Origin of the sequence: Jatrophihabitans cynanchi, assembly GCF_027247405.1 — a bacterium.
Taxonomy (GTDB): Bacteria; Actinomycetota; Actinomycetes; order Mycobacteriales; family Jatrophihabitantaceae; genus Jatrophihabitans_B; species Jatrophihabitans_B cynanchi.
The window spans coordinates 4,425,576-4,449,835 of the sequence record NZ_CP097463.1; the positions used below are offsets into that span (position 1 = coordinate 4,425,576).

Sequence of the window (24,260 nt, forward strand, 5' to 3'; positions counted from 1 at the left end):
GTGACGGTGCGCTACTGCTGGACCGGATCACGCCCCTGCCAGGTGCACACGCACACCTCGTTGCCCTCGGCGTCGGCCAGCACCCAGAACGCCGGGGCGCGGCGGTCGGACACCATCGTGCCGCCCGCGGCGAGTGCGGCGCGGATCCGGTTCGGCGCCTCGTCGTGTGGCACCGCGACGTCGAAGTGGATGCGGTTGCGCTGCGCCCTCGGCGCGTCCATCTGTTGGAACCAGACGGACGGGCCCTGCCGCTGCGGGTCGACTATCGGGTCCTCGGGACCGTCGTGCCCGGGCTCGCAGGCGTAGCCGAACACGGCGCGCCAGAACGGTCGGACCGCGGCGATGTCCATCGCGTCGACGGCGATCTCGATCACCTGGGTCGAGCGGGTCTGCTCCGTGCCGACCCCGCCCGCTGGGCACAGGCCGGCGGCGAGCAGCGCCTCGCTCACCCGACGGGCCGTTGCTACGTCGGTTTCGGTGACCCATGACGTGGCCGGGTCCTGCAGGGTGAGCAGGGCGCACTCGGGCCGCAGGTCCATCCGTAGGCTGCCGGCGCCGGAGCCGGCTTCGGCCGCCACGATTGCGGCGACGGCGGCCGCGTGGGCGACGGACTGCACCGGCACGGCGGTGCGCAGTTCGCCCAGGACGAAGCGCCAGCCGTGCGCGCCCACCGCGTCGGAGATCTGCTGCCTGGTCAGTGCGGGCTCGGTCACGGCATAACGATCGCATCGCGGTGGGACAACGCGCCTGCAGCCCGTCCGGAATCTGCCGATTGCACGGGTCCAAGGTTCCCGGAACTGAACGGCGATCTGATCTCGGCGTGTTCGCGACTCTCGCTCAGATAAGGTGCAACCTGGACGGTCGGAGGTCTTGTCAGGTGGCGATGCATACGCGTGCGGGCGCGTCGCCGAACCATGCCGACGAAGACTTCGCCGGCTACAGCGACATCGTCCCGGTGCACGCCGGACTGCACAGCGGGGTGTTCCACGCTCGCGAGGACGTGTCCGGGCGACCGGTCGCGCTGAAGGTGCTCACCGTCGACGGGGTCACGCCGCGTGGCATGGAGTCCTTCGCGCGTGAATCGGCGATCCTGGCCGCGATCAGCGCGCACCCAAACATCGTGACCTTGTACCGCTCGTACCGGCTCGCCGACGGCCGCCCAGTGCTGGTGCTCGAACGGTGTGGCGGGTCCTTGGCCGACTGGATGCGTGATGGCAAGCGGCCGGCCACCGATCAGTCCGTCTCGATCGCGATCAAGATCGCCGGCGCCCTGGAGACGGCGCACCGCGGAGGCGTGCTGCACCGGGACGTACGCCCGGCCAACATCCTGCTCACCGAGTTCGGCGAGCCCGCGCTGTCGGACTTCGGGGTCGCCCGGCTGCGCTCCACCGCACCCGCGCCGGCCGAACTGTTCGACTTCCCGAGCGTGCACGTCGCCCCTGAGCTGATGATGGGTAGCGAGGCGAGCGCGGCGACGGACGTGTACGGACTGGCGTCCAGTCTGTACGAACTGCTCGCCGGGCAGCCGCCGCTGGCCGCCTATCAGGGCGAGTCACCGGCCGCGACGATCCTGCGGATCCTGCGCGACCCCGCCCGGCCGATCGTGCGCGACGACGTGCCGATCGAACTGTCCGACCTGGTGCTGTGGGGCCTGGCCAAGGACCCGGCCGACCGGCCGCCGAGCGTCATGTGGTTCGCCGAGGAACTGGGCCGGATCGAGGCGCAGAACGGGTGGCCGCGGACCCGGATCATGGTGCGCGAGCCGGAACGGCCGGTGACGGCAGCGCCGGTACGCCGGCACAGCGTCAGCGTGCGCCCACCCGGCGGCCGGCCCGTTCCGCCGCCGGCCGCGCCCGACCAGCCGGTCGCCGGACCACCGCCCGCGCCGCCCACCGCTCCGCCCGCCGCTGATCCGGCGACCGGAGCCGACCCGGCACCGCTACTCGCGACGCCGGTCCCGGCACCCGGCCCCCCGGCATGGACCCTGCCACCGCCACAGGCGCCACCGCCACAGGCGCCACCGCCGCCGCCGCCGCCGATGCCATCGACCGCCCGCCGCCCGACGTCCCGGCGACGGGTGGTGCTGCGCGCGCCGCTGCTGTCCGCCGGCCGGGCCTTCCTCGCGCTGATGGGCCCGTTCTGGGCCGTGTTGGCCGTAGTGCTCGCGCTGACCGCGCCGTCGGCCACGGTGCTGGCCTGGACGCTCGGCTGCGCTGCGGCGCTGAGCGCGCTAGCCGGCTGGTTCGTCCGGCCCAGCCTGCAGCTCGACGCGTGCCACATGCAGCACCGTGACGGACTGGCCCGCGTGCTCATCCCGTGGGACGCGGTGGTGTCCTTGCAGCCGCGCTACGAACCGTCGCGCCGCCCGGGCGCACCACATGGGCTGATCGTGGTGCTCGGCACTCACGAGGCGATGCCGCTGACCGCGACCCGGCGCTCGGCGTGGGAGCTGGCCGACCTGGTCGCGACGCTCGAAGCCTTCCGGTCAGCCGGTGCCGGTGCGGATCAGATCGCCTTGCAGTAGCGCACATCCCACGCAAAACTATAACCTGTTCTACATGCACCGGGACAGGTACGACGTGATCGTCGTGGGTAGCGGCGCAGCCGGCATGACCGCGGCGCTCGCCGCGGCGAAACATGGCCTGCGTGCGGTGGTCGTGGAGAAGGCGACGCACTTCGGTGGCTCGACGGCGCGCTCGGGCGGGGGCGTGTGGATCCCGAACAACGAGGTGCTGCGCGCGAGCGGTGTCGCCGACACCCCGCAGGCGGCCGCCCGGTACCTGCACGCCATCGTCGGCGACGTCGTGGCCGCCGATCGCATCGACACGTTCCTGCAGCGCGGGCCGGAGGCGCTGTCGTTCCTACTGGCGAACACGCCACTGCGGATGCGCTGGGTGCCGGGCTACTCGGACTACTACCCCGAGTCCCCCGGTGGCCGCGTCGGCGGCCGTTCGGTCGAGCCGGTGCCGTTCGACGGGCGGCGCCTCGGCCCGGACCTCGCCGAGCTCGAACCGCCGTACGGCGCGGCGCCGTTGAACGTCGCGGTGACCCAGGGCGACTACCGCTGGGCCACCCTGGTCCTGCGCCACCCGCGCGGGATGGTGCGGGTGCTGCGGATCGGGCTGCGCTGGATGCTGGCGACGCTCACCGGCAAACGGCTACTGGTCATGGGCCAGGCGCTCGCTGCCGGTTTACGCGCGGGGTTGCGCGAGGCAGGGGTGCCGGTGTTGCTGGAGACGCCGCTCGTGGACCTGCACGTCGAGGACGACGACCGCGTGACGGGTGTGCTCGTCGCAACCGGCGCGGACCGGCGGGTGCTGCATGCGCGTCACGCCGTCGTCCTGGCCACCGGCGGGTTCGAGCACAACGCGGCATTGCGCCAGCGGTTTCAGCGGGCCCCGATCGGCAGCGACTGGACGGTGGGTGCGGCCGCGAACACCGGTGACGGCGTCCTGGCCGGCCGGCGGATCGGCGGCGCGCTCGAACTGATGGACGATGCGTGGTGGGGGCCGTCGATCCCGCTGCCCGGTGGCCCGTGGTTCTGCCTGGCCGAGCGCACCCTGCCGGGGTGCATCCTCATCGACCGTTCGGGCGAGCGGTTCGTCAACGAGGCGGCGCCGTACGTCGATGCGGTGCACGCGATGTACGGCGGGCGGTACGGGCAGGGCGACGGACCGGGCGAGCACATCCCGTGCTGGCTGGTGCTGGACCAGCGGTACCGCAACCGGTACTTCTTCGCCGGGTTGCGCCCCCGTGCGCCGTTCCCCCGGCGGTGGTACCGGTCGGGCGTGGTTGTCCGGGCGCCGTCGCTGGAGCGGCTCGCCGAACAGCTCGAGGTCAACCCGGCCGCGCTCGTCCGCACGGTCGAGACCTTCAACGGCTTCGCCCGCGCGGGGCGCGACGCCGACTTCGGTCGCGGCGAGAGCGGGTACGACCGGTACTACGGCGATCCGCGCAACAGGCCCAACCCGTGCCTCGGCGTGATCGACACGGCTCCGTTCTACGCGGTCAGGATCGTGCCGGGCGACCTCGGCACCAAGGGCGGCCTGCGTACCGATGTGCACGGGCGGGTACTGCGCCCGGACGGTTCGGTCATCGCCGGGCTGTTCGCGGCGGGCAACGCGAGCAGTCCGGTGATGGGGCACACCTACGCCGGTCCGGGCGCGACGATCGGTCCCGCCGTCACCTTCGGCTACCTCGCCGCGCTGGAGATCGCGCGGCAGGCAGCCGAGCAGGTCGCCAGTGGGGCGCAGTGAGCCGCCCCTTCGCGCCGGTGGATGCCTCGACGGTCGGGAGCTGGGCCGACGACGCGGATGTCGTCGTGGTCGGCTTCGGCGCGGCCGGTTCGTCGGCGGCGTTCGAGGCTGCCACCGTCGGCGCCCGCACGCTGGTGCTCGAGCGGGCCGGCGCGGCCGGCGGCGCGGCCGCCCTGTCGGACGGCTTCATCTACCTGGGTGCCGGTACGCCTGAGCAGGTGGCGGCGGGCTACCCGGACACCGTCGAGAACATGCAGGCGTTCCTGCTGGCCGCGTGTGGTCCGGCTCCGGACCGGGCGAAGATCGAACGGTACTGCGCGGCCATCGCCGAGCATCGCGAGTGGCTGCTGGCACGGGGCGTCGAGTTCCTGGGAACCGTTCTGCCGCACGCGAACGGCACCTCACCCGTCGACGGTGAGGGCCTGATGTTCACCGGCGGCGAGAATGCCCATCCCTACCGTGACGTCGCGACCCCCGCGCCGCGCGGTCACGTCGTGCAGGGCGGGCGTCCGGGCGGGAAGGTGTTGATGGCGCGACTGAGCGGAGCAGCGGTGGAGGCGGGCGCGCGCACGTCGTTCGACACCCGGGCCGAACGTCTCGTGGTCGACGGCACCGGGCGGGTGTGCGGGGTGATCGCCCAGCGGTACGGCGAGCAGGTGGCGATCCGCGCGCGGGCCGGCGTGGTGCTGGCGGCCGGTGGCTTCATCCAGAACCCGGCGATGGTGGAGCAGTACGCACCCGTCGTGCAGGTCACGCCGTTGCGGCTCGGTACCGACGGTGACGACGGAAGCGGGATCCGGATGGCGCAGGCGGTCGGCGCGCAGGTGAAGCGGATGGACGCGATCGAGTGCGCGTTGCCGTTCAACGCGCCGCGCTCGCTCGTGCACGGCATCATCGTCAACCGCGCCGGGCAACGGTTCGTGAACGAGGACACCTACATGGGGCGGGTGGGACAGGCCGCGCTCGTGCACCAGGGCGCGGTGGCGTACCTGATCGTCGACGAGGAGCACTACGCGCCGAACTGGCTGAACATCCCGGCGACCTGGGTGTGCGCCACGGCGTCCGAACTCGAGGGCGAGATCGGGCTTCCGCAGGGTGCGCTGGTCGCGACGCTGGACTATTACAACGAGCACGCGCGCTCCGGGCGCGATCCGCTGTTCGGAAAGGACGCCACAGTGCTCACCCCGCTGCGCGGTCCGCTCGCGGCGTTCGACCTGCGGGCCGGGTCCTTCGTCTACGCGCCGTTCACACTCGGCGGCCTGCACACCTTGCCGGACGGCGAGGTGTTGGATCTGGCCGCAGCGCCGATCCCCGGGCTGTTCGCGGCGGGCCGCACCACCTCGGGCGTTGCCGCTCAGGGCTACTGCAGCGGGCTGTCACTGGGTGATTCGACGTTGTTCGGCAGATGGGCCGGGCGCCGCGCCGCGAGTGCGGCGCGGCGCTGATCGGGCTCAGGCGTCGGCGGCGACGGTGAAGCGCAACTGCCCGTTGTCGTCGTGCGCCGCGTCGAGTGCCTTGTCATCGAGCATCATCGCGGCCTGGGGCTCGAGGAAGACCCGTGCGCCGTTCTCGTCGAGGACCTGATCGTCCTCCGCGGGTGCGGTGGCCAGGGTGAGCGTGAGGCCGCCCGCGGCCGGGTCGTTGGCGATGCGCAGCCCGCAGCCGTCGGGTACCTCCGGGTCGGCGATGATGTTGCGGATCTCGGTGCTTGCGGTGTCAGTCAGGGTGAGCACAGTGCTTCTCCTTGTCGCTCTCGAATGTCGTGAGGACGCCGGATCGTGCTGACGCCCGGGTGGACGGGCCACCCGCTGTGCCCCCTCCACGGTTCCCGGCCAAGCCGTGAAGGTCAAATGTCGGCGTGTCGCGCGCTTGCCGCGCTCTCAGATCAACTCGATCGCGTCGGCGACCGAGTTGAGAACCCGGCCGGGCCGATAGGGAAAGCGGTCGAGGTCGTCCGGGTGGGTCGAGCCGGTGAGCACCAGGATCGTGTCCAGCCCTGCCTCGATGCCGGCGACGACATCGGTGTCCATCCGGTCGCCGATCATGATCGTGGTCTCCGAGTGCGCCTCGATCCGGTTCAGCGCGCTGCGGAACATCATCGGATTCGGTTTGCCCACGAAGTACGGCTGGCGCCGGGTCGCGGCGGTGATCAGCGCGGCGACCGAACCAGTGGCCGGCAGCGGGCCTTCGGCGGACGGACCGGTGACGTCAGGGTTGGTCGCGATGAACCGGGCGCCGCCGAGGATGAGCCGGATCGCCCTGGTGATCGCCTCGAAGCTGTACGTGCGCGTCTCGCCGAGCACGACGAAGTCCGGCGCGGTGTCGGTGAGCGTGTAGCCGACCTCGTGCAGCGCGGTGGTCATCCCGGCCTCGCCGATCACGTACGCCGAGCCACCCGGCTGCTGGTCGGACAGGAACGCTGCCGTGGCCAGGGCCGACGTCCAGATCGCACGCTCGGGGACGTCCAGGCCGGAGCGCGCCAGCCGGGCGGACAGGTCACGCGGGGTGAAGATCGAGTTGTTGGTGAGCACCAGGAAGCGGCGCTCGCGCTCGATCAGCCGGGCCAGGAACTCGGCTGCGCCCGGGATCGCGTGATCCTCGTGCACGAGGACACCGTCCATGTCGGTCAGCCAGCTCTCGGCCGGTTGCCTCATCGGCCCGCCCTTCACGCATTCGGTGGAAGCATGCAGGGCAACCGTGTCAGGCTGGGGGCATGTGCCGCAACATCCGGGTCCTGAACAACTTCGAGCCGCCCGCCACCGAGGACGAGGTGCACGCGGCGGCGCTGCAGTACGTGCGCAAGGTCAGTGGGTCGAGCAGGCCGTCGGCGGCGAACCAGGCTGCGTTCGACCGGGCGGTGCACGAGGTGGCGCACGCGACGCAGCACCTGCTTGACGCCCTGGTGACGACGGCGCCACCGAAGGATCGCGAGGTCGAGGCCGCCCGTGCCAGGGCACGCAGCGCTGCGCGCTTCGAGGCATAGCGCTTGCGGACGTGATCAGCTTCCCGCGAAGCGGAGCTGGCGCCAGGCCTCGTAGGCGGCGACGGCGGCCGCGTTGGACAGGTTCAACGAGCGGCGCCCCGCCAGCATCGGGATACGCAACCGGTCGGTGACGTTCGGATCGGACAGCACGTCGGCGGCGAGGCCGGTCGGTTCAGGACCGAACATCAGCACATCGCCCTGCCGATAGGAGATGTCCGCGTACGAGGTCTCGGCCGCGGCGGTGAACGCGAACACCCTGGCCGGCAGCACGTCAGCCCAGAGCGCCTCGCGTGTCGGATGGACGGTGACGGTAGCCAGGTCGTGATAGTCCAGCCCCGCACGCCGCAGCTTCGCATCGGTCATAGTGAAGCCGAGCGGCTCGACCAGGTGCAGGTGCGCGCCGGTCACCGCGGCGAGCCGAATGGCGTTACCGGTGTTGGGCGGGATGCGCGGCTCGACGAAGACTAGGTGGAACACGCGTCGAGCTTAAGGGGTATGCATCGACTAGAACGAGTTCTAGTCGATGACTGTTCGGCGAACGGCAATCGCCCAGCGGATATTCTGCCGCCTGCGCCGTATCAAATGGAACACGTTCCGCGTGTTCACGGTGCTAGGCTGACCTGGTCTTCACACTCGACGACGAGGGGCTTTCGATGACATCCGCTCCACGCACGCGCGACGATCACGGTGCGGTGAGCGCGCTCACTCCCGAGGATCTCGGCTCGTCGGCGCAGCGTGAGCGGCGCAAGCGCATCCTCGATGCCACCTTGGCACTCGCGTCCAAGGGCGGTTACGAGGCCGTGCAGATGCGCTCGGTGGCCGAGCGGGCCGACGTGGCGCTCGGCACGCTGTACCGCTACTTCCCGTCCAAGATTCACCTGCTGGTCTCGGCGTTGGCGCGTGAGCTCGCGCGGACCCAGGACCGCACGGAGCGTTTGGCCCTGCCCGGAGACACGCCTTACGAGCGGTTGATGTTCATCCTGTCGCGGATCACGAAGGCGCTGCAGCGCGATCCGCAGCTCACCGAGGCGATGACCCGTGCCTTCATGTTCGCCGATGCTTCCGCGGCCGCCGAGGTCGATCAGGTCGGCAGGCTCATGGATCAGATGTTCGCGCGTGCGTTGCTCACCGGCGACGGACCGGCCACCGAGGAGCAGCTGGCGATCGCCCGAGTGATCAGCGACGTGTGGCTGTCGAACCTGGTCGCCTGGGTCACCCGCCGCGCCTCGGCGACCGACGTCGCCAACCGGTTGGAACTCACGATCGGCCTGCTTCTGGGCGTGCGGCAGGCTTCCGACTCGCTCTGAGTAGCTCTGAGTAGCTCGGCCCTTTGCCGCATGTGACTAGAACGGCGGTGGTTCGTCGTTGGGGTCGGGTCCGGTTCTCGCCGCCGGTGGTGGTTGCGGTACTGGTAGTTCGGGTGGCCGGTAGCGGTAGCGGTGCCGGGTTGCGCTGGTCCAGTGGTAGGTGCCGTCGGGGGTGCGGGTGAGGGTCCAGCCGGCGTGGTGTTTCAGGTCGTGATGCCGCTTGCAGAGCGGTTCGAGGTTCTCGGCGCTGGTCGCACCGGCCGGCCAGGGCAGGCGGTGATCCAGCTGGCAGCGGTGCGCTTTGCGCCTGCAGCCGGGCATCACACACCGCTGGTCGCGGGTGATCACATGCCGGGCGATCGCGGTGGTGGGGTGGTAGCGGTGGGTGATCAGGCTGCTGTCGATCACCGGACCGGTCGGCTCCGTGGGTGTCTGGGATGCGTCGGGCGCCTGGGGGCAGGTCTGGTCGAGGAGCCGACCGGCCTGATCGACAGGCCAGTAGTGGTAACGGGCGCCGGGCTGGTTCGCCATCCGGCGGGCGACATCTGCGGGGACGGGTTCCCCGTTCACATACCCGGGTTGGTCGTCCTGTCCGGCGAGGGTGGAGGCGGCGAGGGTGACGTTCACGCTCGGCCGCAGTCCGTGCTCGGCCGGCAGGCCGGGCATCGCCAGCGCGGCGGTGCAGATCTCCACCAGTGCGTCGGCACGGCGTTGGTCCGCGGTGCGGGTGTCGTCGCGGCTGGTTCGCTGTCCCCAGGCGTTGACGGCGGTCCAGATGGTTTCGATGCCGTCGGCCGGCGCGAACAGGTTCAACCAGCCCATCCCATCGTCCACATGTTCCTTGCGGACGTGCCGCTGCGCCGCAGCCTCGCGGTGCCTCTCGTTCTGGGACTTCGCATCTTGTTTCGCGATGGCTCGCCGGACGGCGGCGCGGAACTCACCGGGTGTCTGTCCCGGCGCCCGCTTGAGCACCTGGGCTTGTACCTTCGCGACGATCGGGTCGGGGAGCTCTGCGCATGCGGTCGCGAGGATGCGGGCGTGCACCGCGGACAGGTGCCCGTCCCGCAGCAGCTCGAAGGTGTCCCACAACCGGAAGGTCAGCTCAGCGGCAGTATCCAGCCGGTCCTGCGCGGTGCCCGGTGCCAGGTGCAACGCCAAGGCGACCTCGTCCTGCAGGAACTGGGCACCGTCACTGTCCCGCTGCTGCAGTTCGGCCAGCAGTTCGACCTGCTTGGCATCGACCAGGGCCCGCAGCCGGTCGCACGCCTCCAGGGCGTCGATCAAGCCGGTGCCCGACAGCCGCGTGGGTAACAGTGATTCCATCGCGGTCAGTACCGCTCCGGACGGGGTGAGCACGGTGGCGGCTTCGGCGACCTGATCGGGCCGGTGCAGCACGTCCGACGCAGTGGGGAGCGGGGTGTACAGGGCGGGGTCGACCAGGTCGACGGTGATCCCGTCGACCACGATCCGATCTGAATCGCCCATGCGTCTGATTCTACAGCACCAGCCCGCCGTGTCAACCAGTATTGGTGGACTTTCGCCTTATTTTATCGACTGATTCCGACAGAACGAGCGCAACCAGACCGGTGCAAACCAACCACGAAAGGCAACCGGCAGCGCAAGCCGACCGAGCACCCAACCTGCCGTCGCTGCGCTCTTGGACGCAAAGCAACCAACAGCAAACGGCGAGTCAGCGGACCGCGCCGGGAGCGCCCCCTCGTCGCTGCGCACTTCGACGTGGAGCAACCACCGCACGAAGTAGCCCGGGAGCGGCGGTCCCCAGCGGCCCCCTCGGGTAGGTGTGATTCGCCGAGCTCAGCCGGGGCCGACGAGCGCGTCGATGAGTGCTTGTGCCGTGGCGTTCTGCTCCAGCAACTCCCCCACGTGTGCCTTCGTGCCGCGCAGCGGTTCGAGCATCGGCACCCGCACCAGCGACTCGCGACCGACGTCGAAGATCACCGAGTCCCAGGACGCGGCCGCCACCGACTGCCCGTAGCGGCGCAGGCATTCGCCGCGGAAGTAGGCGCGGGTGTCCTCGGGCGGGTGGTTGACCGCGCGCGCGACCTCCTCCCCGGTGACGAGTGTGGTCATCGCCCCGCGCGAGACGAGCCGGTGATACAGGCCCTTCTCCGGACGGACGTCCGAGTACTGCAGGTCGATCAGTTGCAGCCGGGACGAATCCCAGTCCAGCCCGTCGCGTTCTCGGTAGCCGTTGAGCACGCGCAGCTTGGCCACCCAGTCCAGCTCACCGGCCAGTTGCATCGGATCGACGGCCAGCCGGGTCAGCACCGACTCCCAGCGGGACAGGACGTCGAGCGTCTGCTCGTCGGCGTCGTCGCCGTAGCGATCGTCGACGAACTTGCGGGCCCGGTCCAGGTACTCCCCCTGCAGGTCGAGGGCGGTGATCCGCCTGCCGTCCGCGAGGACGATCAGATGGGTCAGCGACGGGTCGTGGGAGACCTCGTGCAACTCTCGCACCGGCTGGGCGATCGCCAGGTCGTCGGCGAGAACGTTCGCCTCGATCATGGCGAGCACCAGCGCCGTCGTCCCGACCTTGAGGTAGGTGGAGATCTCGGCCAGGTTCGCGTCACCGACTATCACGTGCAGCCGCCGGTACCGGTCGGCGTCGGCGTGCGGCTCGTCGCGGGTGTTCACAATGGGCCGCTTGAGCGTCGTCTCCAGCCCTACCTCGACCTCGAAGAAGTCGGCGCGTTGGGAGATCTGGAAGCCCGCGATGCGCCCGTCCTGGCCGATGCCGACGCGGCCGGCGCCGCACATGACCTGCCGCGTGGTGAAGAACGGCACCAGGTGCCGGACCAGCGAGGCGAACGGGGTGTCGCGGCTGCACAGGTAGTTCTCGTGCGCGCCGTACGACGCGCCCTTGTTGTCGGTGTTGTTCTTGTACAGGTTGATCGGCCCGTTCACTCCGGGCATCGATGCGATTCGCCGGGCCGCGTCGAGCATCACCAGCTCACCGGCCTTGTCCCAGCGCACCACGTCCAGGGGGTTGGTCACCTCAGGGCCGGAGTACTCCGGGTGGGCGTGGTCGACGTAGAGCCGCGCGCCGTTGGGGAGGATGACGTTCGCCATCCCGGTGTCTTCCTCTGCGTCGATGAACTCCTGGGCGATCGCCCCGCTGCCACCGAGGTCGAAGCCGCGCGCATCGCGCAGCGGCGACTCCTCCTCGAAGTCCCAGCTGGCCCGCCGCGCGCGGCCGGCCGGCAGCGAGCCGGCGTAGGCGTTGACCACCTGCGCGGACAGCAGCATCGCGTTGGCGGTCGGCTGGCCGGGCAGGCTGACGCCGTATTCGACCTCGGTGCCCATCACACGTCTGACGCTCACAGTGACCAGGCTACGGCGCCGGGCCGCGGACCGGCGGCCGGCGCGTGGCGGGTCAGGCGATGAAAGCCGGAAGCGGGCAGTGCAGCAGCGCGCACGCAGTCCGTAGCAGCTCCGCCTCGTGCAGGGTGAGCACGCCGTCGTCGCGCACCGCGATCACCATCGCCTGTACCAGCCGCTGCTTGTGTGGCGCGGCCACCGCGTCGAGGTCGGCCCAGCCTGCGTCCAATGCGCGCCAGGTATCAGCCGGCGGTGCGTACGGAACGCTTTCGCCGGGAAGCAGCGCAGCGAGGCCTCCGGCGAACGCATGCGCCGCCTGTTCGGGATTGTCGTTCCCCGCCGCGGCCAGCGCCGCCAGCAGGGTCAGCGCGGCGTCGCGGGCACCGGCCACGCCGGCCCGTCCCGGCTTGGACCGCCCAGCCGGATCGCCCGCGTCCTGAACGTAGGACGACACCAGCCGGGTCAGGCAGTATTCGAAGAGCGTGATCCGCCCGTCCGCCCGGGCAAGCTCGTCCAGGGCGTCGAGCAGCGCAGCCAGGCTCGCCCGCGGCCGTGCGGTGATGAGCGGCACCGCGATGGACAGCACCGGCAGCCGCAGTTCAGGCGCGAGCGCGGCCAGTTCCGCGGCGAGACGCTCGGCGGCGTCGGCGGCGTCCACACCGATCCGGGAGCGGGCGATCCCCAGCTGCCGATCGCGCACGTCCGGCTCTGCATTGAGCAGCATCGCGAGGATCAGCGGGACGGCGGTGCTCGGCTGGCTTGCGTCCTGGCGGAACCGCACCGGGATCCGCGCGCTCAGCTCGGCGCCGTGGGCCAGGTCCTCGGGCGTCAGCGTGCCCACCCGAGCGGTGACCGCCGCCGGCTCGACCCGGCCGGCCGCGGGTTCTTGAGGTGGCGGCGGCGGTGTTCCGACCAGCCCACGTGCGACGTCTTCGGCGAGACCGTTCGGCGGGGCGGCTTGCCATTGCTGGGCGAGCTGCTGGAGCTCGCCCGGGTCGAACGCCGGATCCAGCGCCTTGATCCGCTCGACCAGCGGCGGGTGCGTGGCGAACAGCTGGCTGAACGAGCGGCCGCCCTCGCCGAAGAGCATGTGGCTGACCTGGCTGGCGCCGTGCGCGTTGTCGAGCCGCGAGCCGGTCGGCAGGCCGCCGATCTTCTTGAACGCACCCTCGAGCCCGACGGTCTGCCGGGTGAACTGCACGGACGACGCGTCCGCCAGCCACTCGCGCTGTCGACTCACCGCCGCCTTGATCAAGCTGGCGAAGAACTGCCCGACGAAGCCCAGGATCATCATCGCCAGCGCGACCAGCAGGATCGGCGCCGCGCCGTTGTCCTTCTTGCCGTTGGAGCGCCCGCCGCCGCCGAAGGCGAGCACGCGCAGCCCGATCAGGCCGAGCAGCAAGATGCCGTTCAGCAGGCCGATCAGCCGGACGTTCATCCGCATGTCGCCGTTGAGCACGTGGCTGAACTCGTGCCCGATCACACCCTGCAGCTCGTCGCGGTTGAGCGAACGCAGCGCTCCCCCGGTGACCGTGATCGCCGCGTCGGCAGCGGTGTAGCCGGCCGCGAACGCGTTGATGCCCGCTTCCTGTTCGAGCACGAACAGTCGCGGCATCGGCACGCCGGACGCGATCGACATCTCCTCGACCACATTGACGAACCGGCGCAGTTGCGGATCGGTGGTGGTCGGATCGATCGCGACGGCGCCGACCGACAGTGCGACGGCCGATCCGCCCGAGCGCAGCGCGATCGTCTTGCTGAGCATGCCTGCGCCGATGACGAGCAGGGTGCCGACGCTGGCGGCGATCAGGTAGCCGGTGATCGTGCCGGCCGGCTGGTTGCGCACCAGGTAGAGCACCACGACGTCCAGCACCGCGACGATCGCGACGACGGCGATCGTGAACAGCACGATCAGCTTGAGCGTCGTTCCGCGCGCATGACGCTGCCGCTCGAAGAAGTTCACCGGTCCGGTCCTGGTCAGATCCGGTTCAGAACTGCACCTTCGGCGCCTCACGGGTCTCGGGCTTGTCCGGCGCGATCTCCCACTGGGCCGCGGGCTCGAAGTGGAACATCCCGGCCACGACGCTGGTGGGGAACGTCTCGCGCTTGTTGTTGTACGTCATCACCGCGTCGTTGTAGGCCTGCCGCGAGAACGCGACCTTGTTCTCCGTCGAGGTGAGCTCCTCGGACAGTTGCATCATGTTCTGGCTGGCCTTCAGGTCCGGGTAGGCCTCGGCGACCGCGGTGAACCGGCTGAGCGCCGCGGTGAGCGTGCCCTGCGACTCGGCCAGTTGCTTCATCGCGGCCGGGTCGCCCGGCTTGGCCTGGGCTGCGGACAGCCCGGCCATCGCCGCCGAACGCGCCGCGGTAACCGCCTCGAGCGTCTCGCGCTCGTGCGCCATGTAGGCCTTCGCCGTCTCGACGAGGTTCGGGATGAGGTCGAACCGGCGCTGCAGCTGCACGTCGATCTGCGCGAACGCGTTCTTGAACGCGTTGCGGGCGCGGACCAGGCCGTTGTAGCCGCCGATCAACCAGAATGCGATCAGCAGGACGACGACCACGATGACGATGATGGCGATGACCACTTCGAACCCTCCTCGGGACCGGCGTTCGGCCGAGCCTATCGGCATGGCTCGTTCAGAGCAGCAGCTTGACGATCGCGGCTACCCCGATCACCACGATGACCGCGCGCAGCGCCGCGGGCGGCAGCCGCCGGCCGATGCGGGCGCCGAGCACGCCGCCGACCATCGCGCCGAGCGCGATCAGGCCGGCGGCGGCCCAGTCGACCTCGGCGGTGAGGGAGAAGACGATCGCCGCCACCAGGTTCACCAGGCCGGCCATCAGGTTCTTCAAGCCGTTCTGCCGCTGCAAGGGCTCGGCCAGCAGGATTCCGAAGATGCCCATCAGCACCACGCCTTGTGCCGCGCCGAAGTACCCGCCGTAGATCCCGCTGGCGAGGGTGAGGCCGAGCAACAACGGCGTGGTTCGTTCGCTGGGCCGGTGCTTGGTGTGGGCCAGCCGGGCGGTGATCTGCTTGCCGAAGACGACCAGCACCAGGGCCAGGAAGATCAGCGCCGGGACGATCGCCTTGAAGGCGTCGGCAGGCAGGACGAGCAGCAGGATGGCGCCGATCACCGCGCCGATGACCGAGGCTGTGCCGAGTTTGATGCCCCGTTCGCGTTGGCCCGCCAACTCGCGGCGATAGCCCCAGGCGCCGACCATCGAGCCCGGGAACAGCCCGACGCTGTTGCTCACGTTCGCCGTGACGGGCGGGACGCCGACGCCGAGCAGCACCGGAAAGGTCACCAGAGTGCCGGACCCGACGACGGTGTTGATCGTGCCTGCGCAGATGCCTGCGACGAATACGAGCGCCGCCTGCCAGCCGTTCACTCGCTCAGCTCAGGGATCGGCACCCGTCCAGTCTCTCAGGACGGGTACCGCGCACCGTTTACAGGTACTGGCCGGTGTTGCCGACGGTGTCGATGGAGCGGCCCGCGTCGCTGCCCTTGCCGGAGACGAGGGTGCGGATGTACACGATCCGTTCGCCTTTCTTGCCCGATATGCGGGCCCAGTCGTCCGGGTTCGTGGTGTTCGGCAGGTCCTCGTTCTCGCGGAACTCGTCGACACACGCGGCGAGCAGGTGCTGCATGCGCAGGCCGCGCTGACCGGTCGTCAGCAGGTCCTTGATGGCCATCTTCTTGCCGCGGTCGACGATGTTCTGGATCATCGCGCCGGAGTTGAAGTCCTTGAAGTACAAGGTCTCCTTGTCCCCGTTGGCATAGGTGACCTCGAGGAAGCGGTTCTCGTCAGCCTCGGAGTACATCCGTTCCACGGTGTGCTGGATCATCGCCGCCACGGTGGCCTCGGTGTCGCCACCGTGCTCGGCCAGGTCGTCGGCGTGGATCGGCAGGCCGGCCAGGATGTACTTGCTGAAGATGTCCCGCGCGGCCTCGGCGTCCGGACGCTCGATCTTGATCTTCACGTCGAGCCGGCCGGGGCGCAGGATCGCAGGGTCGATCATGTCCTCGCGGTTGGACGCGCCGATCACGATGACGTTCTCCAGCCCCTCGACGCCGTCGATCTCGGACAGCAGCTGCGGGACGATCGTGTTCTCGACGTCGGAGGACACGCCCGAACCGCGGGTGCGGAAGATCGAGTCCATCTCGTCGAAGAACACGATGACCGGCGTGCCCTCGGACGCCTTCTCGCGGGCGCGCTGGAACACCAGCCGGATGTGTCGCTCGGTCTCGCCGACGTACTTGTTCAGCAGCTCCGGGCCCTTGATGTTCAGGAAGTAGCTGGTCGCCTTCTCGTCTCCCCCGCGGACCTTCTGCACCTGCTTGGCGAGCGAGTTCGCGACGGCCTTGGCGATCAGCGTCTTGCCGCAGCCGGGCGGCCCGTACAGCAGGATGCCCTTCGGCGGCCGCAACTGGTGCTCGCGGAACAGGTCAGCGTGCAGGAACGGCAACTCGACCGCGTCCCGGATCGCCTCGATCTGCCGGCTCAGGCCACCGATGTCGGTGTAGTCGATGTCGGGGACCTCTTCGAGGATCAGCTCCTCGACCTCGCTCTTGGGCACCCGCTCGTACGCGTAGGACGAGCGGGTCTCCAGCAGCAGCGAGTCACCGACGCGCAGCGGCTTGTCGCGCAGCAGATCGGCCAGGTAGACGACCCGCTCCTCGTCTGTGTGGCCGATCACGAGGGCACGGTCGCCACCGTCGAGGATCTCCTTGAGCATGACGACCTCGCCGGCCCGCTCGAAGCCGCGCGCGGCGACGACGTTCATCGCCTCGTTGAGCATGACCTCCTGGCCGTGCTGCAACTCCTCGATGCTGACCTCGGGTGAGACCGCGACGCGCAGCTTGCGCCCGGAGGCGAAGATGTCGACGGTGCCGTCGTCGAAGGCGTCCAGGAACACGCCGTAGCCGCTGGGCGGCTGGGCGAGCCGGTCGATCTCCTCCTTGAGCGCGACCATCTGGTCGCGGGCCTCGCGCAGCGTCTCGGCGAGCCGGTCGTTGCGGTCGCTGAGCGCGGAGATGCGGCCCTGGGACTCGGCCAGCCGGTCCTCGAGCAGGCGCATGTGCCGCGGCGATTCGGACACCTTGGCACGGAGCAGTTCGATCTCCTGCTCCAGGAACGCGGTGCGGCGAGAATCGGAATCGCCGGCAGGCTCGTGCGAGCGCGGACTGCCCTGCGTGTCGCGCGGCTCGATCGCCATGCGGTCACCTCCAAATTCCGTGGAGTGTTCGCGAGAACTCACCCTACACACGAGATCCCATCCAGGTAGGGAACTACCCTCGATACCGAAATCGGCAAACAGCCCGCCAGAGTTAGGAGCCCGGACGAATCGTGAGTGAGCCGCTGCAAGTGTGGATCGACCAGAGCCTGTGCACCGGTGACGGGTTGTGCGTGCAGTACGCGCCCGAGGTGTTCGAGTTCGACGTCGACGGGCTGGCGTACGTCAAGGACGGGGCGGACGAGCTGCTGACCGAACCGGGCGCGCGCGCGGACGTCCCCGCCGGACTCGTCCAGGACGTGATCGCCTCGGCCAAGGAGTGTCCCGGCGACTGCATCCACGTGGTGCGGGCGCGTGACGGAGTGGAGATCGCCGGCCCGGACGCCTGAGATCCCGTTCAGCCCAGCAGCAGCCGCAGCCGCGGACGCGCGGACGCGCCGCCCTCGATCAGGGCCCGCAACGCCGTGGTGTCGGCGTGCCCGGCCACCAGGTCGGCGAGCCGGTCCAGCCGCGCCTCGCGCACGGCGGCGAACGAGGTGTCCGGCGCCGGCACGAAGTCCCGGCCCGCCGCCTCGGCCACGCCGCGAAGGAAGTCCCGGCGGAACTCGTCGTTCTCGAACAGGCCGTGCCACAAGGTTCCGGTGACGCAGCCCCGCCGGCAGCCGCCGGGGAAGCCGCCGTCGCCGCCGCGTACCCGTCCATGGTGGATCTCGTAGCCGTGCACCTCGTACGGCGGGTCGGCGTCGACCCAGGCCGACGGGCGGGCGAGTGTCTTCTCCGCAGCGAACCGGGTGCGTACCGGTAACAGTCCCACTCCGGGCACCGAGCCGGCACGGCTCTCCACGCGGTCCTCGATCGACTCGCCGAGCAGCTGGTAGCCGCCGCAGATGCCGAGGATCGGGCGGCGCCGGGCGGCGCGGTCGCGCAGCACCGCCGCGAAGCCGCGGCCGCGTAACCAGCCGAGGTCCTCCACCGTGGCGCGGGTACCCGGCAGCACCACCAGGTCGGCGTCCGCGAGCTCCTCGGGCCGGGTGACGAAGCGCACCAGCACACCCGGCTCGGAGGCGAGCGCGTCCAGGTCGGTGTGGTTGCTGATCCGTGGGTACGTCACCACGTGCAGCCGCAGCACGTCGCTGCCGCGTGGCGGCGCCGGGTCGGCGAACGCGCGCACGTCGATGGCGTCCTCGGCGTCGACCGCGAGCCCGGGAAGGTACGGCAGGACGCCGTAGGTGGGCCGTCCGGTGAGGCCGGCGAGCATGGCCAGCCCTGGCTCGAGCAGCGCGACGTCCCCGCGGAACCGGTTGATCAGGAACCCGGCGATCAGTGCCTGGTCGGCGGCGTCCAGCACCGCCAGCGTGCCGGTAAGCGCCGCGAACACGCCGCCCGGGTCGACGTCCCCGATCACGACGACCGGGACGCCGGCGGCTCGCGCGAAGCCGAGGTTCGCGATGTCGCCGCGGCGCAGGTTGATCTCGGCCGGGCTGCCGGCGCCCTCGCAGATGACCACGTCGAAGCGGCTGCGCAGGTCCCGGTAGGCATCGACGACGACGTCCAGCAGCTCGTGCTGCGTGCCCCAGTACGCGCTCGCCTCACGCTCACCGATCGCGTGGCCCATCACGATGACCTGGCTGCGGGTGTCGGACCCGGGCTTGAGCAGCACCGGGTTCATCGCCGCTTCCGGTTCGACCCGGGCGGCCTGGGCCTGCGCGGCCTGGGCCCGGCCGATCTCGGCGCCGTCGCGCGTGACGAACGAGTTCAGCGACATGTTCTGCGCCTTGAACGGGGCGACCCGCACGCCCTCGCGCACCAGCCAGCGGCACAGCCCGGCCACGACCGCGCTCTTGCCCACGCCGGAGCCCGTCCCGGCGATCAGCAGCGAACCCATTCAGGGCAGGTCTGGACGGAACGGGACGTCCGGGGCGCGCGGCGGCGCCTCGGCCACGACACCCTTGGCCGGCCGGCGCTGTCGCGGCGGGGCGGTGACCCCGGGGGCGAGGCGGCGGGAGCTGACCAGGAACGCGGTGTGCCCGATCATCCGGTGCTCCGGGCGCACGGCCAGGCCCACCACGTGCCAGCCGCGCATGAACGTCTCCCAGGCATGCGGCTCGGTGAAGCCCTTGTGCTCGCGCAACGCCTCGACCAGGCGGGACACCTGCGTGGTGGTGGCGACGTAGCCCAGGAACACCCCGCCCGGGTTGAGCGTGTCGGCCATCGTGGGCAGCACGTCCCACGGGCTGAGCATGTCCAGGATGATGCGGTCTGCACGCTCGGCACTCGGGTGCGCGGCGGCGTCGCCGATGTGCAGCGTCCAGTTGGGCGGCCGCTCGCCGAAGAATGCCTGGACGTTGCGGACCGCCACCTCGGCGTGGTCCTCGCGCACCTCGTAGGAGATCACCTGGCCGGTCGGGCCGACCGCGCGCAGCAGCGCGCAGGTGAGCGAGCCGGACCCGGCACCGGCCTCGAGCACGGTCGCGCCCGGGTAGATGTCGCCCATCATGATGATCTGGGCGGCGTCCTTGGGGTAGATGACGGCCGCGCCGCGCGGCATGGACAGCACGAAGTCGGTGAGCAGCGGGCGCAGCGCGAGGTACAGGGTGCCGGCGGTCGCGGTGACCACGCTGCCCTCGGGCGCGCCGATCAGGTCGTCGTGCTCGATCGCGCCGCGGTGGGTGTGGAACTGCTTGCCGGCCTCCAGCGTGACCGTGTGCAGGCGTCCCTTGGGGTCGCTGAGCTGGACCCGCTCCCCCTCGCGGAACGGGCCGCCGCCGGGCGGCTTCACGCCGGGCTCTTCAGCGCGCTCGCCAGGTCGGCGGTCGCCAGGATCCCGGCGGGCGAACCGTCGGTGTTCACCACCAGGTACTCGTGCGCCGGGGTAGCGCGCACGGCGGCGAGCAGGTCCTCGCCGCTGAGGCCCCGGTCGAGGACCAGGCCGGGTTCGAGCGGGCGCGCCACCGTGTCGATCAGCGTCCACGGCCGGCGGTCCGGCGGGACGGCGCCGATGCGGGCCTCGTCGACGATCGCGCGCGGGGCGTCCGTCGCGTCGACGACGACCAGGCCGCGGGCGCTGCCGGTCCAGGCCCGGCGCAGCGCCTCGGCCACCGATACGTCCGACGGCACGAGCAGGCCCGGCCGCAGCAGCCGCTCGAGGTCCACGCGCGGCACGCGCTCGATCAACTCGGCGGCGCGCAACGACTGGCCGGCGCCGAACCACATGTACGCCCCGAGGGCGACGCCGAACAGGCCCGCGGTCAACCCCCAGTTGCGGTTGTCCAGCACCAGCCCGCCGACGGCGATGCCGACCGCGACGAAGCGCCCGGTCCAGGCGCTGATCCGGGTACCGACCAGCCGGTTGCGGGCCATCGCCCAGACACCGGCGCGCAACAGCCGGCCGCCGTCGAGGGGAAGGCCCGGCAGCAGGTTGAACAGCGCGACCACGAGGTTGCTCCAGAACAGCAGCACCACCAGGACGCCGAGGGCACTGTCGGACGCCAGCAACTGGTAGCCGCCGAACGCGGCGGCGGACAGCAGCAGCGACACGAGCGGACCGGCAGCGGCGATCAGGAACTCATCGCGCGGGCGCACCGGATCGCGCTCGATCTCCGAGACGCCGCCGAGCAGGAAGATGACGACCCGGCGCACGGGGCTGTGCAGCATCAGGCTCACCGCGGTGTGGCCCAGTTCGTGGGCAAGGACACAGAGCGCGAACAGCACCGCGAACGCGAACCCGAGCAGGTAGGCGGTGCTCGTGCTGATCCCGGTGACGACTTCGTCGATCAGCGGCGCGTAGTAGAAGGTGAGCAGTGCGGCGATGATCAGCCACGACGGCGCGAAGTAGATCGGCACGCCGAAGAACCGGCCCACGTTCAGCAGGCGCGGGGCTCGCAGCCTTGGCCGGTTTCCGCTCACACCTCGATGCTACGGGGCGCTCCTTCGCCATCCGCGTTACCGTTTGCCGGTGACGGATGAGCGGGAGCCGGGCGGGCGGACCGACGCGCCCGTCGCCGCCGCCGGCCCGGAGGGTGTCGAGGGCCCCGAGGCGATCGCCGACGACAGCCTGCACGGTTTCGCGGACGCCGCGCCGCCCGTGCTGCAGCCGGTTCGCCCCTGGCTCGAGCAGGGCGCCGACGGGTCGACTCCGTCCCCCGTGTCGTCCACCCCGCAGGCTGTTCCACCCGCTGGCGCCGGCCCGGCGCCCACCCGCCAGTGGCCGGTCGCCGGCCGCCCGGCCGGTGCTCGTCCGGACCCGGGCACGCGCCCCAGACCTGGTGCGCGCCCCGCCCCGCTCGCGGCCGGCCCGGCGCCGTCGAACGAGGAGTCGGTGCTGGCGGCACTGCAGGCAGGCAGTGCCGCCGGGACGCGGGGGGACGCCGCGGGCACCGGTGATCCCGCGCCGGCCGGACGACTGCGGCGGGCCGGGCGCTGGCTGTTCGAGAGGGCGCCGGCGGACGGTTCCGAGCCGGGACACGAGGCCACGGACGATGCGGAGCCCACGCCAACAGAGTCAACGGAACCCACGGAGTCAACGGAGCTAACCGAGTCAACCGAGCCCACGGAGTCAACGGAGCTAACCGAGTCAACGGAGCTAACCGAGTCAACGGAGCTAACGGAGCAAACTGGGGTTCAGGACGGTGCCGCCTCCGGGGACCTTCCGGAGGCGGCTGCGGCCGATGCTGCGAGCGACCCGAAGGACGACGGCTGGACGGCCGCCGAACTGGCGGCCCTGCGCGCGGACGCCGAGCCGGAGCGCAGCATCACTGTCGATCGATCAGTCACCTCCCGCGCCGAACTGGCGCGCCGGTTGGCCGCGATCCACGACGATCCGGACTACGACCCGGCGGGCGAGCCCGTCGAGCCCGGCAAGCCCGTCGACGGCTCCGAGGTTCGCCCGACCGTCGCCTGGGACGACCTGGCGACAGCGACGCCGCTGACCGGGACTGCGGCAGCGACTGCCGCACCCGAGCCCGCCGCCTCGTCCGAGCCACTAGCCCCTCCGGCAGCGCCATCGTCAGCGCCTCTGGTTCCTCCGGCGAAGCAAGCAGCCGGCCCCGCGAACGAGGCAACGGCGCGGCGCCGCCCGCGGCCGCGTCCGTATGCCGGGGCGCCGGTGCACTACCTGGACGAGCCGCTACCCGAGGCCGATGCGGAGCGCACGGTCGAGACGTCCCGATCCGCCGGCGCGGCGCCCGCGCGTGAGCTCGGGGCGGCGGCACGGTCGCGATCCGAGGAACCGGCCGGGCAGGAAAAGCTCGAGAAAGGCGGACCGGTACGTGGGCGCCGCACGGCGCGATGGCTGATCCGCACCGCGGTCCTGCTCGCCATCGCGGTGGTCACCGCGTTGTTGCTGCGCGCCTATGTCGTCTCGCCGTACTACATCCCGTCCGCGTCGATGGAGCCGACGTTGCACGGCTGCTCGGGGTGCAACAACGACCATGTCCTGGTCGACAAGCTCTCCTATCGTATGCACGACGTGCACCGTGGCGATGTCGTCGTGTTCCACCGTCCGGATACCTGGCCGGTACCGGAGAAGACGCTGATCAAGCGAGTCGTCGGCCTGCCCGGTGATCGGCTGGCCGTCCGCGACGGCAAGGTGTACGTCAACGGCTTGCAGTTACAGGAGTCGTACCTCAACGCGGCTTGCCCGCCGATGACGTCCCTGTCGGAGGACCCGGGTTCGCCGGTGCGGACGTACGGCCCGGTGCCACCCGGGGAGCTGTACGTGATGGGCGACAACCGGTGCGATTCGGCCGACAGCCGGGCGTTCGGTCCGGTTCCGACCGCTGACGTGATCGGCCGGGCGTTCGTGATCATCTGGCCGCTCGGACGGGTCCACTGGCTGTGAGCGCGGAACTGTCGGAGGGACGTTCTACCGTCGATGGCATGACCGAAGTCGATCTTCCGGTGGCCATCGTGGGCTCGCTGTCGCCGTCGCGGGCGGCCGACTTCAAGACCTGCCCGCTGCTGTACCGGTTCCGGACGATCGATCGGTTGCCCGAAGCGCCGTCGCGTGCCGCGACGCGCGGCACCCTGGTGCACGCGGTGCTGGAGGAGCTGTTCGACCTGCCCGCTGCGGCGCGGACGCTGGACGCGGCGCGGTCGATGGTGCCCGCTGCGTGGGCGCGGGTGCTGGCGGAGGCGCCGGAGGCCGCGAGCCTGTTCGCCGACGATGCGGATGGCTCCGATCTGGCCGAGTGGCTCTCCTCCGCCGGCGACCTGCTCGGCAACTACTTCGCACTGGAGGACCCCCGGTGCCTGGAACCGGCCGCGCGTGAGGAGCGGGTCGAGGTCGTCGTCGACGGGCTGCGGCTGCGCGGCTATGTCGATCGGCTGGACGTCTCGCCGGCCGGCGACCTGCGGGTTGTCGACTACAAGACCGGGACGACGCCGCGCGAGGCGTTCGAGGGCAAGGCGCTGTTCCAGATGAAGTTCTATGCACTCGTGCTGTGGCGCACGCGCGGGGTCGTTCCGCGGCAACTGCGCCTGATGTACCTGGCCGACACCGACACGCTCAGCTACTCCCCCGACGCCGACGAACTGGTCCGGTTCGAGCGGACCCTCAAAGCGATCTGGGCCGCGATCGAACGGGCGACCGAGAGCGGCGACTTCCGCCCGAGCCCCAGCCGGCTGTGCGACTGGTGCGATCACCAGGCGCTGTGTCCGGCGTTCGGCGGGACTCCGCCGCCGTTCCCGCACGATGCGCTCGCGAACATCGGCGATGACCGCCGGGCAGCAGCGGCGGACTGACCCTGCGGCCACTGGGCCTTCCGATCGGACTGGTCGCGCCGAGGACGACGAGCGCAGCGCCGAACGTGATCGGCTCTCGGTGGGTTCGCGCCGCCGGGGCGCCGCTGTGCTGGTTGTCGCGCGACGTCAGGAACCAGCAACGAGGGACTCGCTCGTGGTCGGTTGCCGCTGCCGGGTCGCCTCTCGTGCGGGTTGCGCTGCCTTGAATTGCGCCGCGACGGGGACCCGCTCGTGGTCGGGTTGCCGCTGCTGGGTCGCGGTCCGGTCGTGGTTGCGCTCCGTCAAAGACGCTGCGACGAGGAGTCGGGTGCTGGCTTGGCTTGCGTTGCTGGGTCGCCTTTCGTCGGGGGTGTGCATCCGGTCCGGACGTCGTGGTTCTGTCGGGACCTGCCGATAAA

21 protein-coding genes are annotated in these 24,260 nt (G+C 70.8%); 8 read left to right on the top strand and 13 right to left on the bottom strand.

Translation table 11 applies throughout. The features are described 5' to 3' along the window. Nucleotides 1-11: 11 nt before the first annotated feature. The gene (locus tag M6B22_RS21540; protein WP_269443622.1) at nucleotides 12-713 is read right to left on the bottom strand and encodes a VOC family protein; all 702 of its coding nucleotides are present in this window, start codon (nucleotides 711-713) and stop codon (nucleotides 12-14) included. 170 nt (nucleotides 714-883) lie between these two features. Between M6B22_RS21540 and M6B22_RS21545 the strand changes: the two genes are divergently transcribed. From M6B22_RS21545 to M6B22_RS21555, 3 genes are read left to right on the top strand one after another with little or no spacing between them, the layout of a single operon-like run. After that, nucleotides 884-2,524: a serine/threonine-protein kinase gene (locus M6B22_RS21545; protein ID WP_269445854.1), complete on the top strand. Its 1,641-nt coding sequence runs from the start codon at nucleotides 884-886 to the stop codon at nucleotides 2,522-2,524. Between the two features lie 34 nt (nucleotides 2,525-2,558). Continuing rightward, a complete protein-coding gene (gene kstD / locus M6B22_RS21550) occupies nucleotides 2,559-4,256 on the top strand; it encodes a 3-oxosteroid 1-dehydrogenase (protein WP_269443623.1) in 1,698 nt (565 codons plus the stop codon). After that, nucleotides 4,253-5,701: an FAD-dependent oxidoreductase gene (locus M6B22_RS21555; protein WP_269443624.1), complete on the top strand. Its 1,449-nt coding sequence runs from the start codon at nucleotides 4,253-4,255 to the stop codon at nucleotides 5,699-5,701. Before kstD ends, M6B22_RS21555 begins: the two co-directional genes overlap by 4 nt. 6 nt (nucleotides 5,702-5,707) lie before the next feature. Here M6B22_RS21555 and M6B22_RS21560 read toward each other — a convergent pair whose 3' ends face one another. Together M6B22_RS21560 and M6B22_RS21565 are read right to left on the bottom strand one after the other, a co-directional pair. Further along, a complete protein-coding gene (locus tag M6B22_RS21560) occupies nucleotides 5,708-5,989 on the bottom strand; it encodes a HesB/IscA family protein (RefSeq protein ID WP_269443625.1) in 282 nt (93 codons plus the stop codon). Nucleotides 5,990-6,136: 147 nt separating this feature from the next. After that, entirely contained in the window at nucleotides 6,137-6,910 is a 774-nt protein-coding gene (locus M6B22_RS21565) for an HAD-IIA family hydrolase (RefSeq protein ID WP_269443626.1), read from the bottom strand. Nucleotides 6,911-6,969: 59 nt separating this feature from the next. Between M6B22_RS21565 and M6B22_RS21570 the strand changes: the two genes are divergently transcribed. Next, nucleotides 6,970-7,239 carry a DUF2277 domain-containing protein gene (locus M6B22_RS21570; protein ID WP_269443627.1) on the top strand — a complete coding sequence of 90 codons (270 nt, stop codon included), beginning with the start codon at nucleotides 6,970-6,972 and terminating at the stop codon, nucleotides 7,237-7,239. 15 nt (nucleotides 7,240-7,254) lie between these two features. On the opposite strand, the gene M6B22_RS21575 is transcribed toward M6B22_RS21570, so the two are convergent. Then, complete coding sequence (locus M6B22_RS21575; RefSeq protein ID WP_269443628.1) at nucleotides 7,255-7,716, bottom strand: tRNA (cytidine(34)-2'-O)-methyltransferase; 462 nt, start codon at nucleotides 7,714-7,716, stop codon at nucleotides 7,255-7,257. Nucleotides 7,717-7,892: 176 nt separating this feature from the next. Here M6B22_RS21575 and kstR point away from each other — a divergent pair, with 176 nt between their 5' ends. Further along, nucleotides 7,893-8,546, top strand: coding sequence for a cholesterol catabolism transcriptional regulator KstR (gene kstR / locus M6B22_RS21580; protein WP_269443629.1), 654 nt, complete (start codon nucleotides 7,893-7,895; stop codon nucleotides 8,544-8,546). 36 nt (nucleotides 8,547-8,582) lie between these two features. Here the strand turns inward: kstR and M6B22_RS21585 are convergent, their stop codons facing one another. The 6 genes from M6B22_RS21585 to arc form a co-directional block, all read right to left on the bottom strand. Further along, the gene (locus M6B22_RS21585; RefSeq protein WP_269443630.1) at nucleotides 8,583-10,031 is read right to left on the bottom strand and encodes an HNH endonuclease signature motif containing protein; all 1,449 of its coding nucleotides are present in this window, start codon (nucleotides 10,029-10,031) and stop codon (nucleotides 8,583-8,585) included. Nucleotides 10,032-10,361: 330 nt separating this feature from the next. Continuing rightward, complete coding sequence (gene dop, locus M6B22_RS21590; protein ID WP_269443631.1) at nucleotides 10,362-11,888, bottom strand: depupylase/deamidase Dop; 1,527 nt, start codon at nucleotides 11,886-11,888, stop codon at nucleotides 10,362-10,364. A 52-nt stretch (nucleotides 11,889-11,940) separates the two neighbouring features. Beyond that, nucleotides 11,941-13,848, bottom strand: coding sequence for a M48 family metalloprotease (locus tag M6B22_RS21595; protein ID WP_269443632.1), 1,908 nt, complete (start codon nucleotides 13,846-13,848; stop codon nucleotides 11,941-11,943). A gap of 25 nt (nucleotides 13,849-13,873) precedes the next feature. Next, nucleotides 13,874-14,515, bottom strand: a complete 642-nt coding sequence (locus M6B22_RS21600) for a LemA family protein (protein ID WP_407935574.1) — start codon at nucleotides 14,513-14,515, stop codon at nucleotides 13,874-13,876. A 7-nt stretch (nucleotides 14,516-14,522) separates the two neighbouring features. Continuing rightward, nucleotides 14,523-15,275, bottom strand: coding sequence for a sulfite exporter TauE/SafE family protein (locus M6B22_RS21605; protein ID WP_269443634.1), 753 nt, complete (start codon nucleotides 15,273-15,275; stop codon nucleotides 14,523-14,525). 58 nt (nucleotides 15,276-15,333) lie between these two features. Further along, nucleotides 15,334-17,103: a proteasome ATPase gene (gene arc / locus M6B22_RS21610; RefSeq protein WP_269443635.1), complete on the bottom strand. Its 1,770-nt coding sequence runs from the start codon at nucleotides 17,101-17,103 to the stop codon at nucleotides 15,334-15,336. Between the two features lie 131 nt (nucleotides 17,104-17,234). On the opposite strand from arc, the gene M6B22_RS21615 reads away from it, so the two are divergent. Next, a complete protein-coding gene (locus tag M6B22_RS21615) occupies nucleotides 17,235-17,510 on the top strand; it encodes a ferredoxin (protein ID WP_269443636.1) in 276 nt (91 codons plus the stop codon). Between the two features lie 8 nt (nucleotides 17,511-17,518). On the opposite strand, the gene M6B22_RS21620 is transcribed toward M6B22_RS21615, so the two are convergent. The 3 genes from M6B22_RS21620 to M6B22_RS21630 are packed head-to-tail and all read right to left on the bottom strand — an operon-like array spanning nucleotide 17,519 to nucleotide 21,027. Continuing rightward, nucleotides 17,519-19,006, bottom strand: a complete 1,488-nt coding sequence (locus M6B22_RS21620; protein ID WP_269443637.1) for a cobyric acid synthase — start codon at nucleotides 19,004-19,006, stop codon at nucleotides 17,519-17,521. Further along, a complete protein-coding gene (locus tag M6B22_RS21625) occupies nucleotides 19,007-19,900 on the bottom strand; it encodes a tRNA (adenine-N1)-methyltransferase (RefSeq protein ID WP_269443638.1) in 894 nt (297 codons plus the stop codon). Continuing rightward, a complete protein-coding gene (locus M6B22_RS21630; protein WP_269443639.1) occupies nucleotides 19,897-21,027 on the bottom strand; it encodes a site-2 protease family protein in 1,131 nt (376 codons plus the stop codon). Before M6B22_RS21630 ends, M6B22_RS21625 begins: the two co-directional genes overlap by 4 nt. 49 nt (nucleotides 21,028-21,076) lie before the next feature. On the opposite strand from M6B22_RS21630, the gene lepB reads away from it, so the two are divergent. Next, a complete protein-coding gene (lepB, locus tag M6B22_RS21635) occupies nucleotides 21,077-22,960 on the top strand; it encodes a signal peptidase I (RefSeq protein WP_269443640.1) in 1,884 nt (627 codons plus the stop codon). A 38-nt stretch (nucleotides 22,961-22,998) separates the two neighbouring features. Continuing rightward, entirely contained in the window at nucleotides 22,999-23,862 is an 864-nt protein-coding gene (locus M6B22_RS21640) for a RecB family exonuclease (RefSeq protein WP_269443641.1), read from the top strand. The last annotated feature ends 398 nt before the right edge of the window (nucleotides 23,863-24,260 follow it).

Excerpts from the sequence above, each read along its gene's own strand:
- M6B22_RS21545 (WP_269445854.1), top strand. The coding sequence starts at position 884 with ATGCATACGCGTGCGGGCGCGTCGCCGAACCATGCCGACGAAGACTTC.
- kstD (WP_269443623.1), top strand. The coding sequence starts at position 2,559 with ATGCACCGGGACAGGTACGACGTGATCGTCGTGGGTAGCGGCGCAGCC.
- M6B22_RS21565 (WP_269443626.1), bottom strand. The coding sequence starts at position 6,910 with ATGAGGCAACCGGCCGAGAGCTGGCTGACCGACATGGACGGTGTCCTC.
- M6B22_RS21570 (WP_269443627.1), top strand. The coding sequence starts at position 6,970 with ATGTGCCGCAACATCCGGGTCCTGAACAACTTCGAGCCGCCCGCCACC.
- kstR (WP_269443629.1), top strand. The coding sequence starts at position 7,893 with ATGACATCCGCTCCACGCACGCGCGACGATCACGGTGCGGTGAGCGCG.
- M6B22_RS21585 (WP_269443630.1), bottom strand. The coding sequence starts at position 10,031 with ATGGGCGATTCAGATCGGATCGTGGTCGACGGGATCACCGTCGACCTG.
- M6B22_RS21600 (WP_407935574.1), bottom strand. The coding sequence starts at position 14,515 with ATGCCGATAGGCTCGGCCGAACGCCGGTCCCGAGGAGGGTTCGAAGTG.
- arc (WP_269443635.1), bottom strand. The coding sequence starts at position 17,103 with ATGGCGATCGAGCCGCGCGACACGCAGGGCAGTCCGCGCTCGCACGAG.
- M6B22_RS21620 (WP_269443637.1), bottom strand. The coding sequence starts at position 19,006 with ATGGGTTCGCTGCTGATCGCCGGGACGGGCTCCGGCGTGGGCAAGAGC.
- M6B22_RS21640 (WP_269443641.1), top strand. The coding sequence starts at position 22,999 with ATGACCGAAGTCGATCTTCCGGTGGCCATCGTGGGCTCGCTGTCGCCG.